At 54.6% G+C, this 18,612-nt stretch carries 17 protein-coding genes and 1 tRNA gene; 9 read left to right on the plus strand and 9 right to left on the minus strand.

Translation table 11 applies throughout. The features are described 5' to 3' along the window. Positions 1 to 98 precede the first annotated feature (98 nt). Positions 99 to 4,061 (plus strand): trifunctional transcriptional regulator/proline dehydrogenase/L-glutamate gamma-semialdehyde dehydrogenase, encoded by a 3,963-nt coding sequence (gene putA, locus KW828_RS02185; RefSeq protein WP_218334791.1) that lies wholly within the window; start codon positions 99 to 101, stop codon positions 4,059 to 4,061. A gap of 170 nt (positions 4,062 to 4,231) precedes the next feature. After that, positions 4,232 to 4,627, plus strand: coding sequence for a lysozyme inhibitor LprI family protein (locus KW828_RS02190; RefSeq protein ID WP_218335353.1), 396 nt, complete (start codon positions 4,232 to 4,234; stop codon positions 4,625 to 4,627). Here the strand turns inward: KW828_RS02190 and rutR are convergent. The 5 genes from rutR to KW828_RS02215 all read right to left on the minus strand — a co-directional run bounded on the left by rutR (position 4,624) and on the right by KW828_RS02215 (position 10,102). Next, the gene (rutR, locus tag KW828_RS02195) at positions 4,624 to 5,262 is read right to left on the minus strand and encodes an HTH-type transcriptional regulator RutR (protein WP_218334792.1); all 639 of its coding nucleotides are present in this window, start codon (positions 5,260 to 5,262) and stop codon (positions 4,624 to 4,626) included. The two genes, KW828_RS02190 and rutR, sit on opposite strands and share 4 nt — an antisense overlap. After that, positions 5,259 to 6,155, minus strand: coding sequence for a DMT family transporter (locus KW828_RS02200; protein WP_218334793.1), 897 nt, complete (start codon positions 6,153 to 6,155; stop codon positions 5,259 to 5,261). The genes rutR and KW828_RS02200 overlap by 4 nt, the downstream gene beginning before the upstream one ends. A 115-nt stretch (positions 6,156 to 6,270) precedes the next feature. After that, positions 6,271 to 8,415, minus strand: coding sequence for a lysine decarboxylase (cadA, locus tag KW828_RS02205; protein ID WP_218334794.1), 2,145 nt, complete (start codon positions 8,413 to 8,415; stop codon positions 6,271 to 6,273). Between the two features lie 3 nt (positions 8,416 to 8,418). Then, positions 8,419 to 9,744, minus strand: coding sequence for a putrescine-ornithine antiporter (gene potE, locus KW828_RS02210; protein ID WP_218334795.1), 1,326 nt, complete (start codon positions 9,742 to 9,744; stop codon positions 8,419 to 8,421). Between the two features lie 118 nt (positions 9,745 to 9,862). Beyond that, positions 9,863 to 10,102 carry a helix-turn-helix domain-containing protein gene (locus KW828_RS02215; protein ID WP_218334796.1) on the minus strand — a complete coding sequence of 80 codons (240 nt, stop codon included), beginning with the start codon at positions 10,100 to 10,102 and terminating at the stop codon, positions 9,863 to 9,865. Between the two features lie 192 nt (positions 10,103 to 10,294). Here KW828_RS02215 and KW828_RS02220 point away from each other — a divergent pair, with 192 nt between their 5' ends. The 3 genes from KW828_RS02220 to KW828_RS02230 all read left to right on the plus strand — a co-directional run bounded on the left by KW828_RS02220 (position 10,295) and on the right by KW828_RS02230 (position 12,735). Continuing rightward, entirely contained in the window at positions 10,295 to 10,831 is a 537-nt protein-coding gene (locus KW828_RS02220) for a helix-turn-helix transcriptional regulator (RefSeq protein WP_218334797.1), read from the plus strand. Between the two features lie 117 nt (positions 10,832 to 10,948). Further along, entirely contained in the window at positions 10,949 to 12,451 is a 1,503-nt protein-coding gene (gene lysS, locus KW828_RS02225) for a lysine--tRNA ligase (protein ID WP_218334798.1), read from the plus strand. Between the two features lie 20 nt (positions 12,452 to 12,471). Then, the gene (locus KW828_RS02230; RefSeq protein WP_218334799.1) at positions 12,472 to 12,735 is read left to right on the plus strand and encodes a hypothetical protein; all 264 of its coding nucleotides are present in this window, start codon (positions 12,472 to 12,474) and stop codon (positions 12,733 to 12,735) included. A 120-nt stretch (positions 12,736 to 12,855) separates the two neighbouring features. Here KW828_RS02230 and KW828_RS02235 read toward each other — a convergent pair whose 3' ends face one another. Beyond that, positions 12,856 to 13,035 carry a general stress protein gene (locus KW828_RS02235; protein WP_218334800.1) on the minus strand — a complete coding sequence of 60 codons (180 nt, stop codon included), beginning with the start codon at positions 13,033 to 13,035 and terminating at the stop codon, positions 12,856 to 12,858. Between the two features lie 386 nt (positions 13,036 to 13,421). Here KW828_RS02235 and wrbA point away from each other — a divergent pair, with 386 nt between their 5' ends. Both wrbA and KW828_RS02245 read left to right on the plus strand, forming a co-directional pair. After that, entirely contained in the window at positions 13,422 to 14,039 is a 618-nt protein-coding gene (wrbA, locus tag KW828_RS02240) for an NAD(P)H:quinone oxidoreductase (protein WP_218334801.1), read from the plus strand. A 19-nt stretch (positions 14,040 to 14,058) separates the two neighbouring features. Beyond that, positions 14,059 to 14,286 carry a YccJ family protein gene (locus tag KW828_RS02245; protein WP_088219713.1) on the plus strand — a complete coding sequence of 76 codons (228 nt, stop codon included), beginning with the start codon at positions 14,059 to 14,061 and terminating at the stop codon, positions 14,284 to 14,286. Positions 14,287 to 14,325: 39 nt separating this feature from the next. Here KW828_RS02245 and agp read toward each other — a convergent pair whose 3' ends face one another. Further along, on the minus strand, positions 14,326 to 15,567 hold the full coding sequence (gene agp, locus KW828_RS02250; RefSeq protein WP_218334802.1) for a bifunctional glucose-1-phosphatase/inositol phosphatase: 1,242 nt from the start codon (positions 15,565 to 15,567) through the stop codon (positions 14,326 to 14,328). Between the two features lie 207 nt (positions 15,568 to 15,774). Between agp and KW828_RS02255 the strand changes: the two genes are divergently transcribed. Further along, positions 15,775 to 16,014 (plus strand): DinI family protein, encoded by a 240-nt coding sequence (locus tag KW828_RS02255; protein WP_072568083.1) that lies wholly within the window; start codon positions 15,775 to 15,777, stop codon positions 16,012 to 16,014. Between the two features lie 238 nt (positions 16,015 to 16,252). After that, positions 16,253 to 16,612 carry a hypothetical protein gene (locus tag KW828_RS02260; RefSeq protein ID WP_218334803.1) on the plus strand — a complete coding sequence of 120 codons (360 nt, stop codon included), beginning with the start codon at positions 16,253 to 16,255 and terminating at the stop codon, positions 16,610 to 16,612. Between the two features lie 111 nt (positions 16,613 to 16,723). Here the strand turns inward: KW828_RS02260 and KW828_RS02265 are convergent. Beyond that, positions 16,724 to 16,811 (minus strand) — tRNA-Ser (locus tag KW828_RS02265). A gap of 131 nt (positions 16,812 to 16,942) precedes the next feature. Continuing rightward, a complete protein-coding gene (locus KW828_RS02270; RefSeq protein WP_218334804.1) occupies positions 16,943 to 18,571 on the minus strand; it encodes an ABC transporter substrate-binding protein in 1,629 nt (542 codons plus the stop codon). Positions 18,572 to 18,612: the final 41 nt, after the last annotated feature.

Consider the following 18,612-nt stretch of genomic DNA (forward strand, 5'->3'; position numbering starts at 1 on the left):
GCCAGGTCACAATTAACATGGTTGCACAAAGTTGCAACATAGTAGATATTTCAGGTTAACCAATACGGTATGACATCAGAATAAAGGGAGTCACGCACATGGGCGCCACCACCATGGGGGTTAAGCTGGACGATGCAACGCGCGAAAGAATTAAAACTGCCGCTTCTCGTATCGATCGTACCCCACACTGGCTGATCAAACAGGCCATTTTTAATTACCTTGAGAAGCTGGAAACCGACGGTGCGCCAACGGAGCTGGCGGCCCCCTTTAACGATAGCCCGACCGTCGGCGACGAGATCAGCGAACCGGCTGACGAACCGCATCAGCCTTTCCTTGAATTTGCCGAACATATACTCCCGCAGTCGGTCACCCGCGCCACCATCACCGCCGCCTGGCGCCGTCCGGAAACGGATGCCGTACCGATGCTACTTGAACAGGCGCGTCTGCCTGAGCCGGTCGCCAGCGCCGCCCATACGCTGGCGTATCAGCTGGCGGAAAAACTGCGTAACCAGAAAACCGCCAGCGGTCGCGCCGGTATGGTGCAAAGCCTGTTGCAGGAGTTTTCCCTTTCTTCCCAGGAAGGCGTGGCGCTGATGTGCCTGGCGGAAGCGCTGCTGCGTATCCCGGATAAAGCGACGCGTGATGCGCTGATCCGCGACAAGATCAGCAACGGCAACTGGCAGTCACACATTGGCCGCAGCCCGTCACTGTTTGTTAATGCCGCCACCTGGGGACTGCTGTTCACCGGTCGTCTGGTGTCCACGCATAATGAAGCCAGCCTCTCCCGCTCCCTGAATCGCATTATTGGCAAGAGCGGCGAGCCGCTGATCCGTAAAGGCGTGGACATGGCGATGCGCCTGATGGGCGAGCAGTTTGTCACCGGGGAAACCATCTCCGAAGCGCTGGCGAATGCCCGTAAGCTGGAAGATAAAGGCTTCCGCTACTCCTACGATATGCTGGGCGAAGCGGCGCTCACCGCGGCTGACGCACAGGCGTATATGGTTTCTTACCAGCAGGCGATCCACGCCATTGGTAAAGCCTCCAATGGCCGCGGGATCTATGAAGGTCCGGGAATTTCCATCAAGCTGTCGGCGCTGCATCCGCGCTACAGCCGCGCCCAGTACGATCGCGTCATGGAAGAACTTTACCCGCGCCTGAAGTCACTCACCCTGCTGGCGCGCCAGTACGACATCGGCATTAACATTGATGCCGAAGAGGCCGACCGACTGGAAATCTCCCTCGATCTGCTGGAGAAACTCTGCTTTGAGCCGGAGCTGGCAGGCTGGAACGGCATTGGCTTTGTGATCCAGGCGTACATGAAGCGCTGCCCGTTTGTCATTGATTACCTGATTGATCTTGCCGGTCGCAGCCGCCGTCGCCTGATGATCCGCCTGGTGAAAGGGGCGTACTGGGACAGCGAAATCAAACGTGCGCAAATGGAAGGTCTGGAAGGGTATCCGGTCTATACCCGCAAGGTGTACACCGATGTGTCTTACCTCGCCTGCGCGAAAAAACTGCTTGGCGTGCCGAACCTGATCTATCCGCAGTTCGCCACGCATAACGCCCATACGCTGGCGGCCATCTACCAGCTTGCCGGTCAGAACTACTATCCGGGCCAGTATGAGTTCCAGTGCCTGCACGGCATGGGTGAACCGCTGTACGAGCAGGTGGTAGGGAAAGTGGCCGACGGGAAATTAAACCGCCCTTGCCGTATTTATGCGCCGGTCGGCACGCACGAAACGCTGCTGGCTTATCTGGTGCGTCGTCTGCTGGAAAACGGCGCGAATACCTCGTTTGTTAACCGCATCGCGGACACTACGCTGCCGCTGGATGAGCTGGTGGCCGATCCAGTGACGGCTGTTGAAAAACTCGCTGCACAAGAAGGCCAGGTGGGACTGCCACATCCGAAGATCCCGCTGCCGCGTGAGCTGTACGGCAATGGTCGCGTGAACTCTGCCGGGCTGGATCTGGCCAACGAACATCGCCTGGCCTCTCTCTCCTCTGCCCTGCTTAACAGCGCCCTGCAACAGTGGCAGGCGCTGCCGGTGCTGGAACAGCCGTGCGAGGCCGGGGAACTGACGCCGGTGATTAACCCTGCTGAGCCGAAAGATATTGTCGGCTATACCCGCGAAGCCACCGCCGACGAAGTGGAGCGTGCGCTGGCAAGTGCGGTGGATCAGGCACCGATCTGGTTCGCTACCCCGCCACAGGAGCGCGCGGCGATCCTCGAACGCGCGGCCATGCTGATGGAAGGCCAGATGCAGCAGCTGATCGGCATTCTGGTGCGTGAAGCGGGCAAAACCTTCAGCAACGCCATTGCCGAAGTGCGCGAAGCGGTGGATTTCCTGCACTACTATGCGGATCAGGTTCGCCACGATTTTGACAACGAAACGCACCGCCCGCTGGGGCCGGTGGTCTGTATCAGCCCGTGGAACTTCCCGCTGGCTATTTTCACCGGTCAAATCGCGGCGGCGCTGGCGGCCGGTAACTGCGTGCTGGCAAAACCGGCGGAGCAGACGCCGCTGATTGCAGCGCAAGGCGTGGCGATTTTACTGGAAGCGGGCGTGCCGCCGGGCGTGGTTCAGTTACTGCCAGGACGCGGTGAAACGGTGGGCGCACAGCTGACTGCTGACAGCCGCGTGCGCGGTGTGATGTTTACCGGCTCGACGGAAGTGGCCTCGCTGCTGCAACGCACTATTGCCACTCGCCTCGATGCGCAGGGGCGTCCGACGCCGCTGATCGCCGAAACCGGCGGCATGAACGCGATGATCGTCGACTCCTCAGCGCTTACCGAACAGGTGGTGGTGGACGTCCTCGCTTCAGCGTTCGACAGCGCCGGTCAACGCTGTTCCGCACTGCGCGTGCTGTGCTTACAGGACGACATTGCTGATCACACGCTGACCATGCTGCGCGGCGCGATGGCGGAATGCCGCATGGGCAATCCGGAGCGCCTGTCCACGGACATTGGCCCGGTGATCGACGCCGACGCTAAAGCCAGCATCGAAAATCATATTCAGACCATGCGCGCCAAAGGCCGCAACGTGTTCCAGGCGGTGTATGAAAACCGTGACGATGCGAAAGAATGGAATACCGGCACCTTTATTCCACCGACGCTGATCGAACTGGATCGCTTTGACGAGCTGACTAAAGAGGTGTTTGGCCCGGTGCTGCACGTGGTGCGCTATCGCCGCGAAACGCTGGACGCGCTCATTGAACAGATCAACGCCTCCGGTTATGGCCTGACGCTGGGAGTGCATACCCGCATTGACGAAACCATTGCCAAAGTCACCGGCAGTGCGCACGTCGGTAACCTGTACGTGAACCGTAATATGGTCGGCGCGGTGGTGGGCGTACAGCCGTTCGGCGGTGAAGGCCTGTCCGGGACCGGACCGAAAGCCGGTGGCCCGCTGTACCTGTATCGCCTGCTCTCCAGCCGTCCGGAAAATGCGGTCAGCACCACCCTCACCCGTCACGACGCCGGGCAGCCGGTGGATACGCAACTGAAAATCCTGCTGACCCAACCGCTGGCGGCGTTGCAAAACTGGGCGAAAGATAATGCGGAATTGCAGACCCTGTGCGCGCAGTATGCCGAACAGGCGCAAAGTGGTACGCAGCGTGTGCTGCCGGGGCCAACCGGTGAGCGCAATACCTGGACGGTGCTGCCGCGCGAGCGGGTGCTCTGTATCGCCGATACCGAACAGGATGCGCTGACGCAGCTGGCGGCGGTGCTGTCGGTGGGTAGTCAGGTACTGTGGCCGGAAGACGGGCTACATCGCGATCTGCAAAAACGCCTGCCGCAGGCCGTCACCGCGCGGATTCAGCTGGCCGCCCCGGAAACTCTCGCCGCTCAGGCCTATGATGCGGTGATCTTCCACGGCGATTCCGATCAGCTGCGCGCCTGGTGCGAGCAGGTGGCAGAGCGTGACGGTGCGATTGTGTCGGTGCAGGGCTTCGCCCGCGGCGAAAGCAATATCCTGCTGGAGCGCCTGTGCGTGGAGCGATCGCTCAGCGTCAATACCGCAGCGGCAGGCGGCAACGCCAGCCTGATGACGATCGGTTAAGGGTTCACCAGTTGCCCGGCGGCGCAAGCTTGCCGGGCCTGGGGTGCTCACCGTCCGATTCACAGGTCGGGTAAGGCGAAACCGCCACCCGGCAAAAAGCCCGCTAGCACAGGCTTGCCCGACAAAGCCTGACCATGTAGGCTTTTGTTTTCGCTACTCCGGGAGACATGATGAAACGCACATCCCTCTTTTTTGCTGCCGCGCTATTGAGCGCGCCAGCCCTCGCTGATGACTGCGGTAATGCCAGCACGCAAGCCGAGCTGAATAGCTGCACCGCCACGCAATATCAGGCGGCGGATAAAAAACTCAACGACACCTACAGCACCGCGATGAAACGCGCCGATGCACCGCAGCGCGAGCTGCTTAAAAAAGCGCAGCAGGCGTGGATCACCATGCGCGACGCAGACTGCGCGTTTATCAGCTCCGCCACCGAGGGCGGCAGCGTACAGCCGATGATCAATAATCAGTGTCTGCACGATAAAACCGTAGAACGCGAAGCCTGGCTGGCCTCGCTGTTACAGTGTGAAGAAGGCGATCTCAGCTGCCCGCTGCCGCCGGGGAATTAACGCACGCGGATCCCTTCGATAATCATCTGCTGGACGTTATCCACCGTGCGCTGGAAAAACGCAGCGTCCTGTAGCGTCGCACCGGTTACCGCTTCAACCTGGGTCGCAAAGTCAGCGTAATGCTGGGTGGCGGCCCAGATCATAAAAATCAAATGATGCGGATCGACGGGCGCGAGCTTACCGCTCGCCACCCAGCCGGCAATAATCGCCGACTTCGCCTCCACCAGCGCTTTCAAATCCCCGGTCAGTTCGGCTTTGAGCAACGGCGCGCCCTGCAACATCTCCAGACAGAACAACCTTGAGGCCTGCGGGTGATCGCGGGATACCTCCAGCTTCAGGCGGATGTACTCTTTGATAGCCACCAGCGGCGCGAAGTCTTCCCGGAAGGCTTTTAGCGGTGCCAGCCAGATGTCGAGGATCTGCTGTAAAACGGCAATATAGAGCGCTTCTTTCGACGGGTAGTAGTACAGCAGATTGGTTTTGGACACTCCCGCCTGCTCGGCCACCTGTTCAAGGCGCGTACCGTGGATGCCAGAGCGGGAAAACAACGCCAGCGCCGCCGCGAGGATCGCCGCCCTTTTCTCACTGACCGCCTGCGAGCGTTTACCGCTTTTTTTTGCTGCCCCCTGCGTCATTCGCTCACACCCTTTTTCTTTTTAAACTTCAGCTCGCTGACCAGAACGCCCAGCACGATAAACACCCCGCCGAGCAGGGCCAGCAGCGGCAACCGCTCGCCGGCAATACGTCCGAATATGCCCGCCCAGACCGGTTCGCCGGTGTAGATCACCGTTGCCCGCGTCGGGGAGACGCTGCGCTGCGCCCAGTTCATCACCACCTGAATAATTGCGCTGAAGATACCCAGCCCCAGCCCCACGCCAAGCAGCGCCGGGGACAGCGTCGGTACGGTTTCACCGGCAGGGATCATGGCGCAAAACGCCACCAGCGAGGCGGTGGCTAACTGGATGATGGTCACCCGGCGGATGTCCACTTTACCGGCCCAGGCGCTGATGAGGATAATTTCCGCGGCGATTGCCAGCGCACTTGCCAGCGTAATGAGTTCTCCTTCCCCCGGCACCAGCAGATCGCCGCCGGGTCCGGCGAGCAGGATCAGACCGGTAAAAGCCAGCAAAATGCCCAGACAGGACATCAGCCCCGGCATTCTGCCGAGGCACAGCCACTGCAACAGCGGCACCAGTGGAACATACATGGCGGTGATAAATGCCGATTTGCTGCTGGAGATGGTCTGCAATCCCCAGGTCTGTAAGCTATAACCCAGCGCAATAGATACGCCTATCGCCACACCGGCTTTTACCTCAAGCCAGGTCACACCGCGCAATACCTTCAGCGACAGCAGCGCCACGGCCAGCGCAGCGGTGGCAAAACGCAGTCCGACGAAGAAGAACGGACCGCTCAGGGTCACCGCATATTGTACGGCGAGGAAAGTGCCACCCCAGAACATGGTGATCAGGATCAGCAGGGCTTCCTGCGGTTTTACGGAGAAGGAATAGCGAGACAAGAAGGTTTCCATGCGACGACCAGTAAGAATATCAACGCAGTAGTGTGCGGTGGCAGTCAGCGGAGTTCAACACCGGCGACAAAAAAAACCGCTGTGCCCGGACGTCAGAGCACAGCGGGTGATGACGTTAACGCGTGTTTTTGATCACCTTCACCGTGTATCGCCCGTCCGGCTGGCGATAAGCGCCATGAATATCGGTTTCGAAACCGGGGTAATGCGCGCCAATTTCACACAGCATCTGGATGAATTCCAGCGTTGCCTGGTTCTCCTCTGTCAGCATTTCTCCCGGCATAACCAGCGGGACGCCCGGCGGGTACGGCAGGATCATGTTGGCGCTGACGCGACCCGTCATCTCCTCGAGATACACCTCTTCGATCTCGCCATGCAGCTCCTTCTGGAAAGCATGGTGCGGGTTCATCACCATGGTGGGCAGCGTTTCGAAGGCGTGGAACATCAGCTCCGGCAGACGATGCTGGCGGATCAGGGCATGAATGCCATTGGCGAGGACCTGGATGCGCATATTGCCGTAGAACGCGGGTTGCTGGTTGTAGACCGACGGCAGCATCTCTTTCACCGTTAAATTGCGGTCATAATCGCGTTTAAAATCATTGAGCGCGCGCATTAACCGTAACGCTTTGGTTTTATTGATGCCGATGCTGAACAGGAACAACAGATTATACGGACCGGTTTTCTCGACAATGATCCCCTGCTGATCGAGGTATTTCGCCACAATTGACGCAGGGATGCCCTGCTCCTCCATGTTGCCCCCGCGATCCATTCCCGGCGTCAGCAGCGTGACTTTGATGGGATCCAGATACATGTGGTTTTCATCGATATTCTTGAAACCATGCCAGTCAGCATCGGGCGTCAGGCTCCAGCACGTTTCTGTCAGCGTTTCGTCTTCTGGCTGCCAGACGTCAAAAAACCAGCTATCCATCCCCTGTTTGATGCGTTTAATGTCATGGCGGAACCGGATAGCACGACGGATCGCGTTTCTCACCAGCCGTTTTCCGGCGTTGCCCTTCATCATCGCGGCGGAGGTTTCAATGGACGCCACAATGCCGTAATGCGGCGAGGTGGAGGTGTGCATCATAAAGGCTTCATTGAAGGTTTCTTCCTCGAAGTCGCCTTTAATATGGATCATTGAGGCCTGGGAAAACGCGGCCAGCAGCTTGTGCGTTGACTGGGTTTCGTAGATCACCTTCCCCGGTACGCGGTCACCGCTCATGCCGCACAGCCCCTGATAGATCGGGCTGAAATTGGTGTACGGCACCCAAGCAGAATCGAAGTGAATGGATTTTACGTCCAGCGTCTGCTTAATGGCGTCGGTGTTATACAGCAGCCCGTCATAGGTCGAGTTGGTGATCACGGCATGTACCGGCCAGGTCGCGCCGGGGGTCTGTTTTACCTTCTCAGCTATGGTTGCGCTTTCAAATTCACGACGCGGGATACCGCCGAGGATCCCCCAGGCATTACGGGTTGGGCGGAAATAGATCGGCGTGATGTCACTCATGATCATCAAATGAGTCAGCGACTTGTGGCAGTTGCGATCCACCAGAATAGTGCTGCCAGCGGGTGCCGCGTACATGCCGACAATTTTGTTCGCCGTTGAGGTGCCATTAGTCACCATGTAACTGCGTTCGGCGTTAAAGGTTTCTGCGATATAGCGCTCGGCTTCCAGATGCGGCCCGGAGTGATCGAGCAGCGAACCCAGTTCTGACACGGAAACCGAAATGTCCGATTTCATCGTATTGGCACCAAAAAAATCGTAAAACAGGCTGCCAACCGGGCTTTTCTGGAAAGCCGTCCCGCCCATATGGCCGGGCGTGCAGAAGGTATACTTTCCCTCATCAACATAGCGGAAAAGTGCTTTCGTAAAAGGCGGCAGAATCGTATCAAAATAGGCTTCGGTGCCCCGTTTGATACGATCGGCAATATCCTGCCCGGCATAAAGTTCATATTCAAAGAAATGGATATTCATGTTCAGTTCGTAAATATCCGTTTCATGCAGCGTATGTTGGCTGGCAAAAGCGTACATCGGCAACTGTTCATTGAGGGCTTCTATTTGTCGGGGCAAGGTTAAATTATAGGTATCCCAGTCAAATATTACGCCGCACACTTTGGCATTATTTTCGATGAGCTGTAACAGGTCATCAGTGTCATGGGGAAAAATAATACGGTAATTTTGCGCTTCAAGTGTGAGTTGTAACTCTTTAATCGGCGCTTCTTTAAAAAGATTGCCGAGGTGATTCATAATAGCAATGGTTTTCATATCTTATCCCTGATATATATTTTCAGCCGTAAGCTCTTTCTTCTCAATAAACATTCCCCAGAAGGTCCAACCAGAGAAAGTGACTAACGCGCCGAGCATCATGGCTTCTTCGCCTGATGACCACAGCGCATAGAAGCTGTAGATCGTGCCGATCAGCGCAATAAAGGTGTTCATTTTCGCCTGTCTGCCAGGCACGCCCGCCAGTCGTTGCATCGGGATCAGCGCGGCCATCGACAGGACGTAAGGCACCAGATTGGTGACCACCGCCAGATTTACCAGACTGTTGAACTGTTTATTCAGCGAAGGGCTAATGGTCATCAGCGCAAGGCCCGTCTGGACGATGCCGAGAATAATCATCCCCACCAGCGGCGCATCGTGTTTCGTCACGCGAGAGAAAATCCGCGGGAAGTAACCAATGTCCGACGAGGATTTAAACACCTGCGCCACGGTGAACTGCCAGCCGAGCAGCGAACCGATACAGGCCAACGCCATCAGAAACATCACCACGCTGCCAACGGTTGGCGTGAACATGGTGGCGTACGCCAGGCCAAAGGGCGCGGTGGAGTGCAGCAGATCCAGATTAGGGACAATCCCGGCAATCACATTGGTTGAAAGCACATAGATCACCGCGCATACCAGCGTCCCGCCGAACACAGCAATCGGGACATTTTTCTGCGGGTTCTCGACCGCATCCATATTGGCGCAGGCTGACTCCAGCCCCAGGAAAGCCCACAACGTCATGGAAATGGACGTCGAAATGGCAGAGAAGAAATCCAGTTTATTGGGATTCCACGCGCTGGCATACAACGACGGACTAAACCAGAACCAGCCGAGGACACACAGCCCGACGACAGGAATGATCACGCCCCACACGGTCACGGAGCCAATTTGCCCGGTGATCTTTGCGCCGCCAAAATTACACACCGTGGTGATCCACAGCACCACAATGGTTGCCAGACAGACGCCAACCGGGGAGAGTTCAACCCCCAGTAACACGCTGCCATAACCCACGGCAGAAATCGCAATGGCTATATTGGCGATGAGCAGACTGATGGCGTAGGTATAATTGGCAATAAAGTTGCCAGATTTACCAAAGGCATATTCCGCATAGCCGCCCATGCCACCACTTTTCGTACTAAAAAGTCCACATTTTGAAAATGCCCAAGCGAGGGCCAGCGAACCTAATGCCGTCACGAGCCAGGATATTATCGACATCGTACCGACTTCGGCGAGTTTAGTTGGAAGCATAATAATGCCTGACCCCAGCATATTAACCGCAGTTAATATGGTCAGATGCATCACTCCCATTTTATTTCCGGGATTATTCATCGTTCCATCTCTGTATAATAAAAGCTGTGTATTTTTTTTCACATTGTCTTGCCGTGGCGTACAGTTATTCAGCGCATCGCACTCTCCTTGTGTCGTGTTAATAACGTAATGAAGAGTTTTATAAAGGCTTGCGAGACGCATTCAGATAACGACTGGGCCAGATATGTTCCGGTGCAACACCAAGCGCATCGGCAATAATGCGTTCGGCTTTCGGATAGGCACGGGATAACGCATTTTTTAGCGTGTCGGGTTTCAACCCGGCGCGTACAGAGAGTTCACGGATAGACACACCCTGCTTGTGCAGCGCCGCGACAATATCTATGCGGTTCCAGTCGGTACGCTCTTCATTTGCAGTCATAATTCGATTAACCTCTTTCTTTTACCCCATGGCATAACCCTATGGGTGGACTCAATATCATGAAGCGGACATAGCATTGATCTCTTTTGAGGTAATAAAAAGTCCTGAATTGGATAAATGCGGCACGTCTCGCATATTTTTGGTCGCTTTGCGCATCAACTTGCAGAGTTGTATGAGGCAGGATGGAAGATAATGAAGAACGAACCCCTGACTGGTGATGAAGATACATCTGTGGAAGGACTGGCTTATCGGCTGCGCTTGCTTATCGGTTCACGCAGCACCCGCTCAGTAGCAAAAGCGTGGGATCTCTCCTACTCCACGCTGAATAATTATCTCAACCGTGGCACAGAACCTTCGCTGAGCATGGCGAAGAAAATTGCCGACCGGGAAGGCGTATCCGTGGAGTGGCTGGCCTCTGGCGTTCATAAAGAACTCCCTGATCTCACGGCAAATAATCCGGATTCAGCGCAGGAAAAGGCGCCTGCTGGGGATCCACTGGAATTCGCATGGTCCATGGTTTTCACCTCGCTTGATAAGAAAGACATTGCGGCACTGCTCAAAGTCATTCACAAGGAAGGGGTGAAAGGAATTTTGCATGACTCCTGCCTGCAAAGTGATTTTGAACACCAGCTCTACAGCTTATCAGCCAGCCAACGGGAGCGTTTTTACGCACAGGCCGCGGCGCTAATCGATGAGATAAAACACACCTACGGTACGAAAGACGAGTAACATGTTACGCTAATGGAGATCGAACCGATCTCCATGCAGATCATTTTGCTTGCATTCAACATCCCTGCGGCAGTAAAGTGCCTGTCAGCAACCACTGTTAGAGAGGCTGACACGAGTATGGACACCACAGGTTACGAGCAGACGCTGAACGACGAGTTCAGCGTGCGAATGCAAAAACTGGCCCAGCTGCGCCGCAGCGGCAATGCCTTCCCCAACGACTTCCGCCGCGATGCTACAGCCGATCGGCTGCACCAGCTTTACGATGCGTTCAGCAAGGAAATGCTACAAACCCACAAAATCGCCGTGCGGGTCGCGGGCCGCCTGATGACGCGTCGGGTCATGGGTAAAGCCGCGTTTATCACGCTGCAGGATATGGGGGGTCGCATCCAGCTGTACGTTAGCGGGAAAGGCATCGGCCAACAGCATTATGAGCAGCTGCTGCGACTGCTCGATCAGGGCGATATTATTGGTGCCGCCGGGGTGCTATTCAGAACGCAGACCGGGGAATTGACGCTTGAGTGCAGCGAGCTGCGCCTGCTCACCAAAGCAGTTAAACCCTTGCCGGATAAATTTCATGGTCTGACCGACCAGGAGAGGCGTTATCGTCAGCGCTATCTGGATCTCATCGCCAACGAAAAAACGCGCCATACGTTTCAGACGCGCTCAAAAATCATGTCAGTCATCCGCACCTTCATGAACGCCCGCCAGTTTATGGAAGTGGAAACCCCGATGATGCAAATGATCCCGGGCGGCGCATCGGCCCGCCCTTTCGTCACCCATCACAATGCCCTTGATCAGCAGATGTTTCTGCGCATTTCACCGGAGCTGTATCTCAAGCGGCTGGTGGTGGGCGGCTTTGAGCGGGTGTACGAGATCAACCGTAATTTCCGCAATGAGGGGATTTCCCCGCGCCATAACCCTGAATTCACCATGATGGAATTGTACATGGCGTATGCAGACTATAACGACCTGATAGATCTGACCGAAGCGCTGTTCCGAACGATAGCACTTGAGGTGACAGGCAAGACAGAAGTGAGATGTGGCGATAATACCTTTGACTTTGGCAAGCCATTTGACCGCCTGACGATGAAGGAAGCCATCATCAAATACGGCACCGGCATCTCAATGGAAGAGCTGGACTCCCCGGCCCTGACCACCGCGCTTGCTGACAGGTTGGGGATTGTACCGGAAGCCAGCTGGGGACACGGGCGGCTCATTACCGAGCTGTTTGATGCGGTGGCTGAAAGTCAGCTTATTCAACCAACCTTTATCACCGAATACCCCGCAGAAGTCTCACCGCTGGCTCGGCGCAGCGATGAAAACCCACAGTTTACCGACCGGTTTGAATTCTTTATTGGCGGGCGGGAAATAGGTAATGGCTTTTCAGAGCTGAACGATGCAGAAGATCAGGCTGAGCGATTCCGCGAACAGGTCGCGAACCGCGATGCTGGCGACGATGAAGCCATGTTTTATGATGCGGATTACGTGACCGCGCTGGAGTATGGTTTACCTCCGACGGCGGGCCTGGGGATCGGTATCGACAGAATGGTGATGCTATTTACCGACTCCCCCACCATCCGTGACGTGATCCTGTTTCCGGCGCTGCGACCGGTTTCCTGAACCCATCAGGGGGCGTGACTATGTGTCAGGTGGTCCTGCATGTTAGTGAACGAACGGGCTGCGTATGCAGCCTGAATGAGCGCGGGGAATTTGTTATCGCAACAGTGCTTTCCAGCAGCGTTATTCATGCAGGCGACCTGGTGGTGGAAAGCGGTTGTAACAGCGGGCCAGTGAACGTGTTTAATGTGACGCAGGATGCCTGGCTGACGCTGGACGTTCACTGCCGTACGCGTTCGGAGATCTATGCGAGGAAATTACTGAATACGATGGCGAGCGAACCATAAATTGGGATGTGCAGGTGCTATTCAGGCAAAAAAAACCGCCGGTAATACCGGCGGTGGGGACAGGTCAACACGCTGATGGAAATGTAAATAAGGCGTGCCTCTTGTCTTAGCTAAGCAGCGCTACTCGCTGTTACCGCGGCTGCCGTGGCTATTTTTGCCCCCTTTTTTTCCCGCTTCAGATGCACGTTCAGGGTTATTTTTGAAATTACCCCCACTTTGCTGGCCACCTTTACGACCTGCTTCTGATGCTCGATCACGGTTTTCAGCGAAATTACCTGAACCACCACGATGGTTTGCCATTCTGACCTCCAGAACTGTTAAACATTAGACATCATGCTGCATTACGTTGACGAGATTTCTGTCTACTCGCAGCGCGAAACCCGTAAGGTTTGCTGCGCCACATGACTTAAGCTTAGCCAGAAAGGCGTATCCAGCCACCTGGCAGTAATATTCTGCAACATCAATGTCGCCGTTAACAGAATATTTGCGCCTCGCAATCCATAAATATCTCTTATGACTTATAAAATCCGAAGCGGCAAAAATGTTTCATTTTGCGACAAAATAGCCGTCATTCGTCATTGCTGTTTCATTCTCTTAACAGAACGCGGAATGCTCGATGGATGCGCAGGGGAAGAATTTTCATGTGCTACGCTTATTTTGAGATTTGTTAAGCGAAGGGGAGTGACATGCAAACAACAGACGGCGCGAAAGCCCGTGTACTGGTGCTCTACTACTCCATGTACGGGCACATCGAAACGATGGCGCAGGCCATTGCCGAAGGTGTGCAAAAGGTGGAAGGCGCTGAAGTTACCATTAAGCGAGTTCCTGAAACCATGCCACCTGAGCTGTTCGCCAAATCTGGGGGAAAGGCGCAATCTGCACCGGTGGCAACGCCGCAGGAATTAGCGGATTACGATGCCATCATCTTTGGCACGCCAACACGCTTTGGCAACATGGCAGGCCAGATGCGCACCTTCCTCGACCAGACGGGCGGCTTGTGGGCCTCCGGCGCGCTGCACGGCAAGATCGCCAGCGTATTCAGTTCTACCGGCACGGGCGGCGGGCAGGAGCACACCATCTCTTCAACATGGACGACGCTTGCACATCATGGAATGGTTATCGTGCCCATTGGTTACGGGGCGAAGGAACTTTTTGATGTTTCACAGGTTCGCGGCGGTACCCCTTATGGCGCAACCACTATTGCCGGTGGCGATGGTTCCCGCCAACCCAGCGCTGAAGAGCTCGCTATCGCCCACTACCAGGGCGAATATGTCGCGGGTCTGGCTGTGAAACTGAAACACTAATCTGACAGGAGTAAGACGAATGCCAACTCAAGAATCCAAAGCACACCGCGTAGGCGAATTTGCCACTCTGCGAAATACCTCTCCTGAGATTGCAGAGGCCATTTTTGAACTCGCTGATTATGATGAAAAACTGGCGGAGCAAATCTGGGAAGAAGGTAACGATGAAGTGTTGATCCTCGCCTTCAAGAAAACCGATAAAGACTCGCTGTTCTGGGGCGAGCAAACCATCGAACGTAAAAACGTCTGATCTGCTTTCCCCCGCCGCCCGGCGGGGGAATGGCCATTTTTACTTCGCGACCGTCTTCAGAATGGCATTGAATTTATCGATCTCACAAAAACCCTGCGCGTCCACCGGACAGCCGTTCAGAGCCAGCGTCACACGTTGGGCAGGGGCTGCCAGCGTTAACACATCCGCATTACGGATCTGCTTCGCGCTCTGATAGACATACTCAATTTTCATCAAATCGCGGTTACCTGCCGTATCGTGCCAGCGCTGGAAGACGATTTTGCCGCCAATTGGCGTGCGCTCGTACTGGTCGTGTAACTGGTAGGGTTTGAAATCAAGTGCGGTCAGCAGGGAGGCAATGTTTGAATCGTGCCCGACCATCAGGGTGACTTTTGCTGGCCCACCAGCGTCATTCACCAGCACTTTTTCAATGTATTTCACCAGCGGTGCCGCCACGTTACGCGCCACTTCCGGGGAGGTGAATAATGAATCCTGATAGCTGTTTTTCAGCTGCGATAAGACCCGCCACTGCTGGTCAGTTTTGATCTCGCCCCATGCGACCTGATCCATCGGGAACCCTTCGTAATACTGCAACGTAAAGGCATCCACCAGCGAATTACCCACTTTCAGTGGCCCGGAAACACCAGGTTCTTTCTCATATTTTGCACTGAAGGAATCTTTCGCGTCTGCCAGCGAGCACTGCTGCTTCTCTTTACAGGCGGGGGAATCCTGATAATGGGTAATTTTTTCCAGCAGCTGGTAGCTTTCTCCCAGCTTAAATTCTTTGCGTTTGGTTTCCATGGCCTGTACGGCCTGCTGATCGAAGGCCGCAGAGTCATCGGTGATCACCGGGTTAAACACCGGGTCCATGGTGCCCATTTTTTCCTGATGATGGACCGGGATGTCGCAGCCAGGGAACGCACCGGTAATAAAGAACTGTGCGGTGGCAACGGTGCGCTGCAGGCTGTTTGCATAAGCGTAAACGCTGTCAGTTGCCGGACACTCAACGGAGGTGACCAGTTTTTGCTCCGCCAGCCATTCCCGCATGTAATGGCCCATATAAACTTCCAGCACGCCACCTTTGGTCGTTAACTGTCCACCGGGCACGTCCCACTCAGGCCATTCGTTAGGGGTAGATTGTTCCAGTACGCTGCCATTGTTCGCCAGCGGCGCACGAAGATTATGCCGGCTCATGATCAGCACCTGCTGGAGCTGATACCCCTGCGGGGCGTCTTGCGCCTGTGCAGGCAATGCGGTCAGGGTAAGCGCAGCAATCACCGCCGCCAGTAATGTTTTTTTCATTCCATCATCCTCATTTCGCGTTGAAAAATAAGTGTGACAGATTTGTGACATTTTTCTTGAAGCGATGCCGCAAAGTTTGGCATGACCAGCAGTAATTTTTTCGCGCAGACACCGTTCACGGCAGCAAAGGCCCTGACTTTCGCTTTACCTTGCGTTGCAAGCCTCGTATGATGATAACTGTATAAATAACCAGTTTCCGGAGGAAGTGTGTTTGTAGAGTTAGTTTATGATAAGCGTAACGTCGCCGGGCTTCCTGGCGCCCGTGAAATCATACTGAACGAACTGACACATCGTGTTCATCGTATTTTTCCCGATGCCGATGTGCGCGTTAAACCCATGCAGGCTAATTCACTGAACAGTGATGCCAGTAAAAGCGATCGCGAAAAGCTGAACAGAATGCTGGAAGAGATGTTTGAAGAAGCTGACATGTGGCTGGTTGCTGACTAAGCCCTCATGATTTAACAGGCCGGTCTTGCGCAGCAGGCATTTACCGGCCTGTGCTATGCCTTTCCGTTCATTTCCCCCGTTATCCCTCCCACCAAAAGCACCCCAGCATAACGCATCAACTTAATTACATTCACCAGCTGTATATATCGTCATCACTCAAACTGGCGATATGATTGTGCTCAAAGACAGCGTTTTCTTTTAATGCCATAAAACCTAAAAATAATCAGGGCATTAAACAATGAGATACGTTTTAACCTTCGCTTTACTTTGGATGTTCACCTCGCCTTCCTTTGCTTTTTCGCTGGAAAACGCTGTTATCAACCTGCGTTGCCCACAGCGCTGGCAAATAGAAGTGATCCTTCATCGCTATGAACATACTCAGGAGTCATGGGGTAAGGATAATTTTGAAACCGGGGGTGGCCATTTACGCAAAGGTTCGTTGCTGATCGTGGAGTTTGCGAATCTGGATAAAATGATTTACGACCAGGCGACAAATCATTTTTTCTTCCACTATGCGGAACAGCGTCAGCTCGTTGCGTGCCAGCTGATGAGTATGACGACTACCTTCCCGATTGATACCCCTTATTATCGCGATTAAAAAAGGGTGTCATGGCAGCAAAAAGGTAACAGGTGAGTGTAAGGGGGGATCGTGGAAATTCTGAAGCCAGAAAAACAAAGGGGTTACCAAATGGTAACCCCTTGTTTAATCTGGCGGAAGCGCAGAGATTCGAACTCTGGAACCCTTTCGGGTCGCCGGTTTTCAAGACCGGTGCCTTCAACCGCTCGGCCACACTTCCGGAATGAGGCGCACTATAAACATCCCGGTGCGCCATGTAAAGCACCATTTTTATCGTTTGGCTGAAAAACCGTCAAAACACATTTAATTGACTGAAATAACAACAGAATGACTATTTATTCAGCATAAAACTCAGTGTTTTTTGATAAAAATATCTTTCGTCAAAAAGTAGCCGAGGCGATCTGGCGTAAAGCCCCCGACCCAGGGTTTCACCAGATGCGTCCTGACATAGTGATAAACCGGTACGGCGGGCACATCCTGCGCCAGTATATCTTCAGCCTGCTGATAATATTTCCCTCGCTCCTCCACGTTTGCCGCCTTTGCTGCGTTTTGCATTGCCGCATCATAAGCCGGATTGCTGTACCCGGTGGTGTTCTCACTGTCACCGGTGCGGAAGGTATTCAGGAAGGTCGCGGCATCATCGTAGTCTGCTATCCACGCATAACGCACCGCATCAAAATTGCCGGTGTGCATGGTGTCGAGCATGGTTTTCCACTCCTGATTTTGCAGTTTTGCTTCAACGCCCAGATTCTTTTTCCACATTGAGCTGACTGCAATGGCGATGCGCTGGTGCGTTTCCATGGTGTTATAGAGCAGATTAAAGGTCAGTGGATGTGCGTCATTAAAGCCTGCCTCATTAAGCAGGCGCCTGGCTTCTGTCAGGCGTTTCTCTTCAGGCCAGGCGGCATAATCCGGATTATGCAGACTCACCCCGCCGATCTCCGGCTGGCTGATTACCCACGCCGGGCGCTGCCCCTGTCCCATCACTTTCGTCGCGATAATATCTTTGTCCAGTCCCATGTTAAGTGCGCGACGCACCCGCGGGTCGTTAAAGGGGGCTTTAGTGGTATTAAATTGATAGTAGTAGGTCGCCAGCTGCGGTGAAATATGAACCTGATCGCCGAGGGTCTTTTTTAGCTGCGCAAACTGATTCACCGGGATGGTATTGGTGATGTCAATCTCACCGGCTTTATAGCGGTTTACATCCGCGGTTTCAGCATTGATGGGCAGATAAGTGACGGTGTCGATCACCGTGTGTTTATCATCCCAGTAGCGCGCATTGCGCACGGCGACAATTTTTTCGTTAACAACCCATTCGCTGAGCTTATAGGCACCGCTGGCCACGAAGTGCTCTGGCCTTGACCACTTATCGCCAAAGCGACCAATCAGCACTTTATCAACCGGCACCAGCGACGGGTGCGCCAGCATTGCCAGAAACGCGGCGGTCGGCTGCGTCAGGGTGACTTCCAGGGTGGTGTCATTCAGCGCTTTAACACCTAATGACGCCGGTGGCTGCTTGCCCTGGGCGATCTCAGCAGCATTGACGATATGCATATTGCCAGGGTAGCTGGCATAGGGGGAACCCGTTTTTGGATCGACCAGCCGTTGCCAGCTCCAGACCACATTCTGAGCGGTAATAGCCGTGCCGTCAGACCAGGTGACGCCCGGTCGTAAATGAAAGGTCCACACCGTGCTGTCTTTATTTTCCCATTTTTCCGCCAGACGCGGTTCAATGGTGCCATCAGGCTTTACCGACACCAGGCCTTCGAATAAATCTCTGATAATATTGAATTCGACGTCGCTTTCTACTTTATGGGGATCGAGTGATGCCGGTTCGCTGCCATTATTTCTGACCAGCGTTTGCGTCGCGGCAAGCTTTGTACCGGGTGGTACCTCTGCCGCAAAGGTTGCGGTACTGGCGCATAACAGGCAGCCAGCCAGCAGAGTCATTCTGAAAATCTGCGTATTACGTGCTTTCATTTTGTTTGCCTTATCCCTGAACATGGTGACACCCTGACTAT

It is taken from the genome of Enterobacter sp. ENT03 (assembly GCF_019218745.1).
Lineage (GTDB): Bacteria > Pseudomonadota > Gammaproteobacteria > Enterobacterales > Enterobacteriaceae > Enterobacter_D.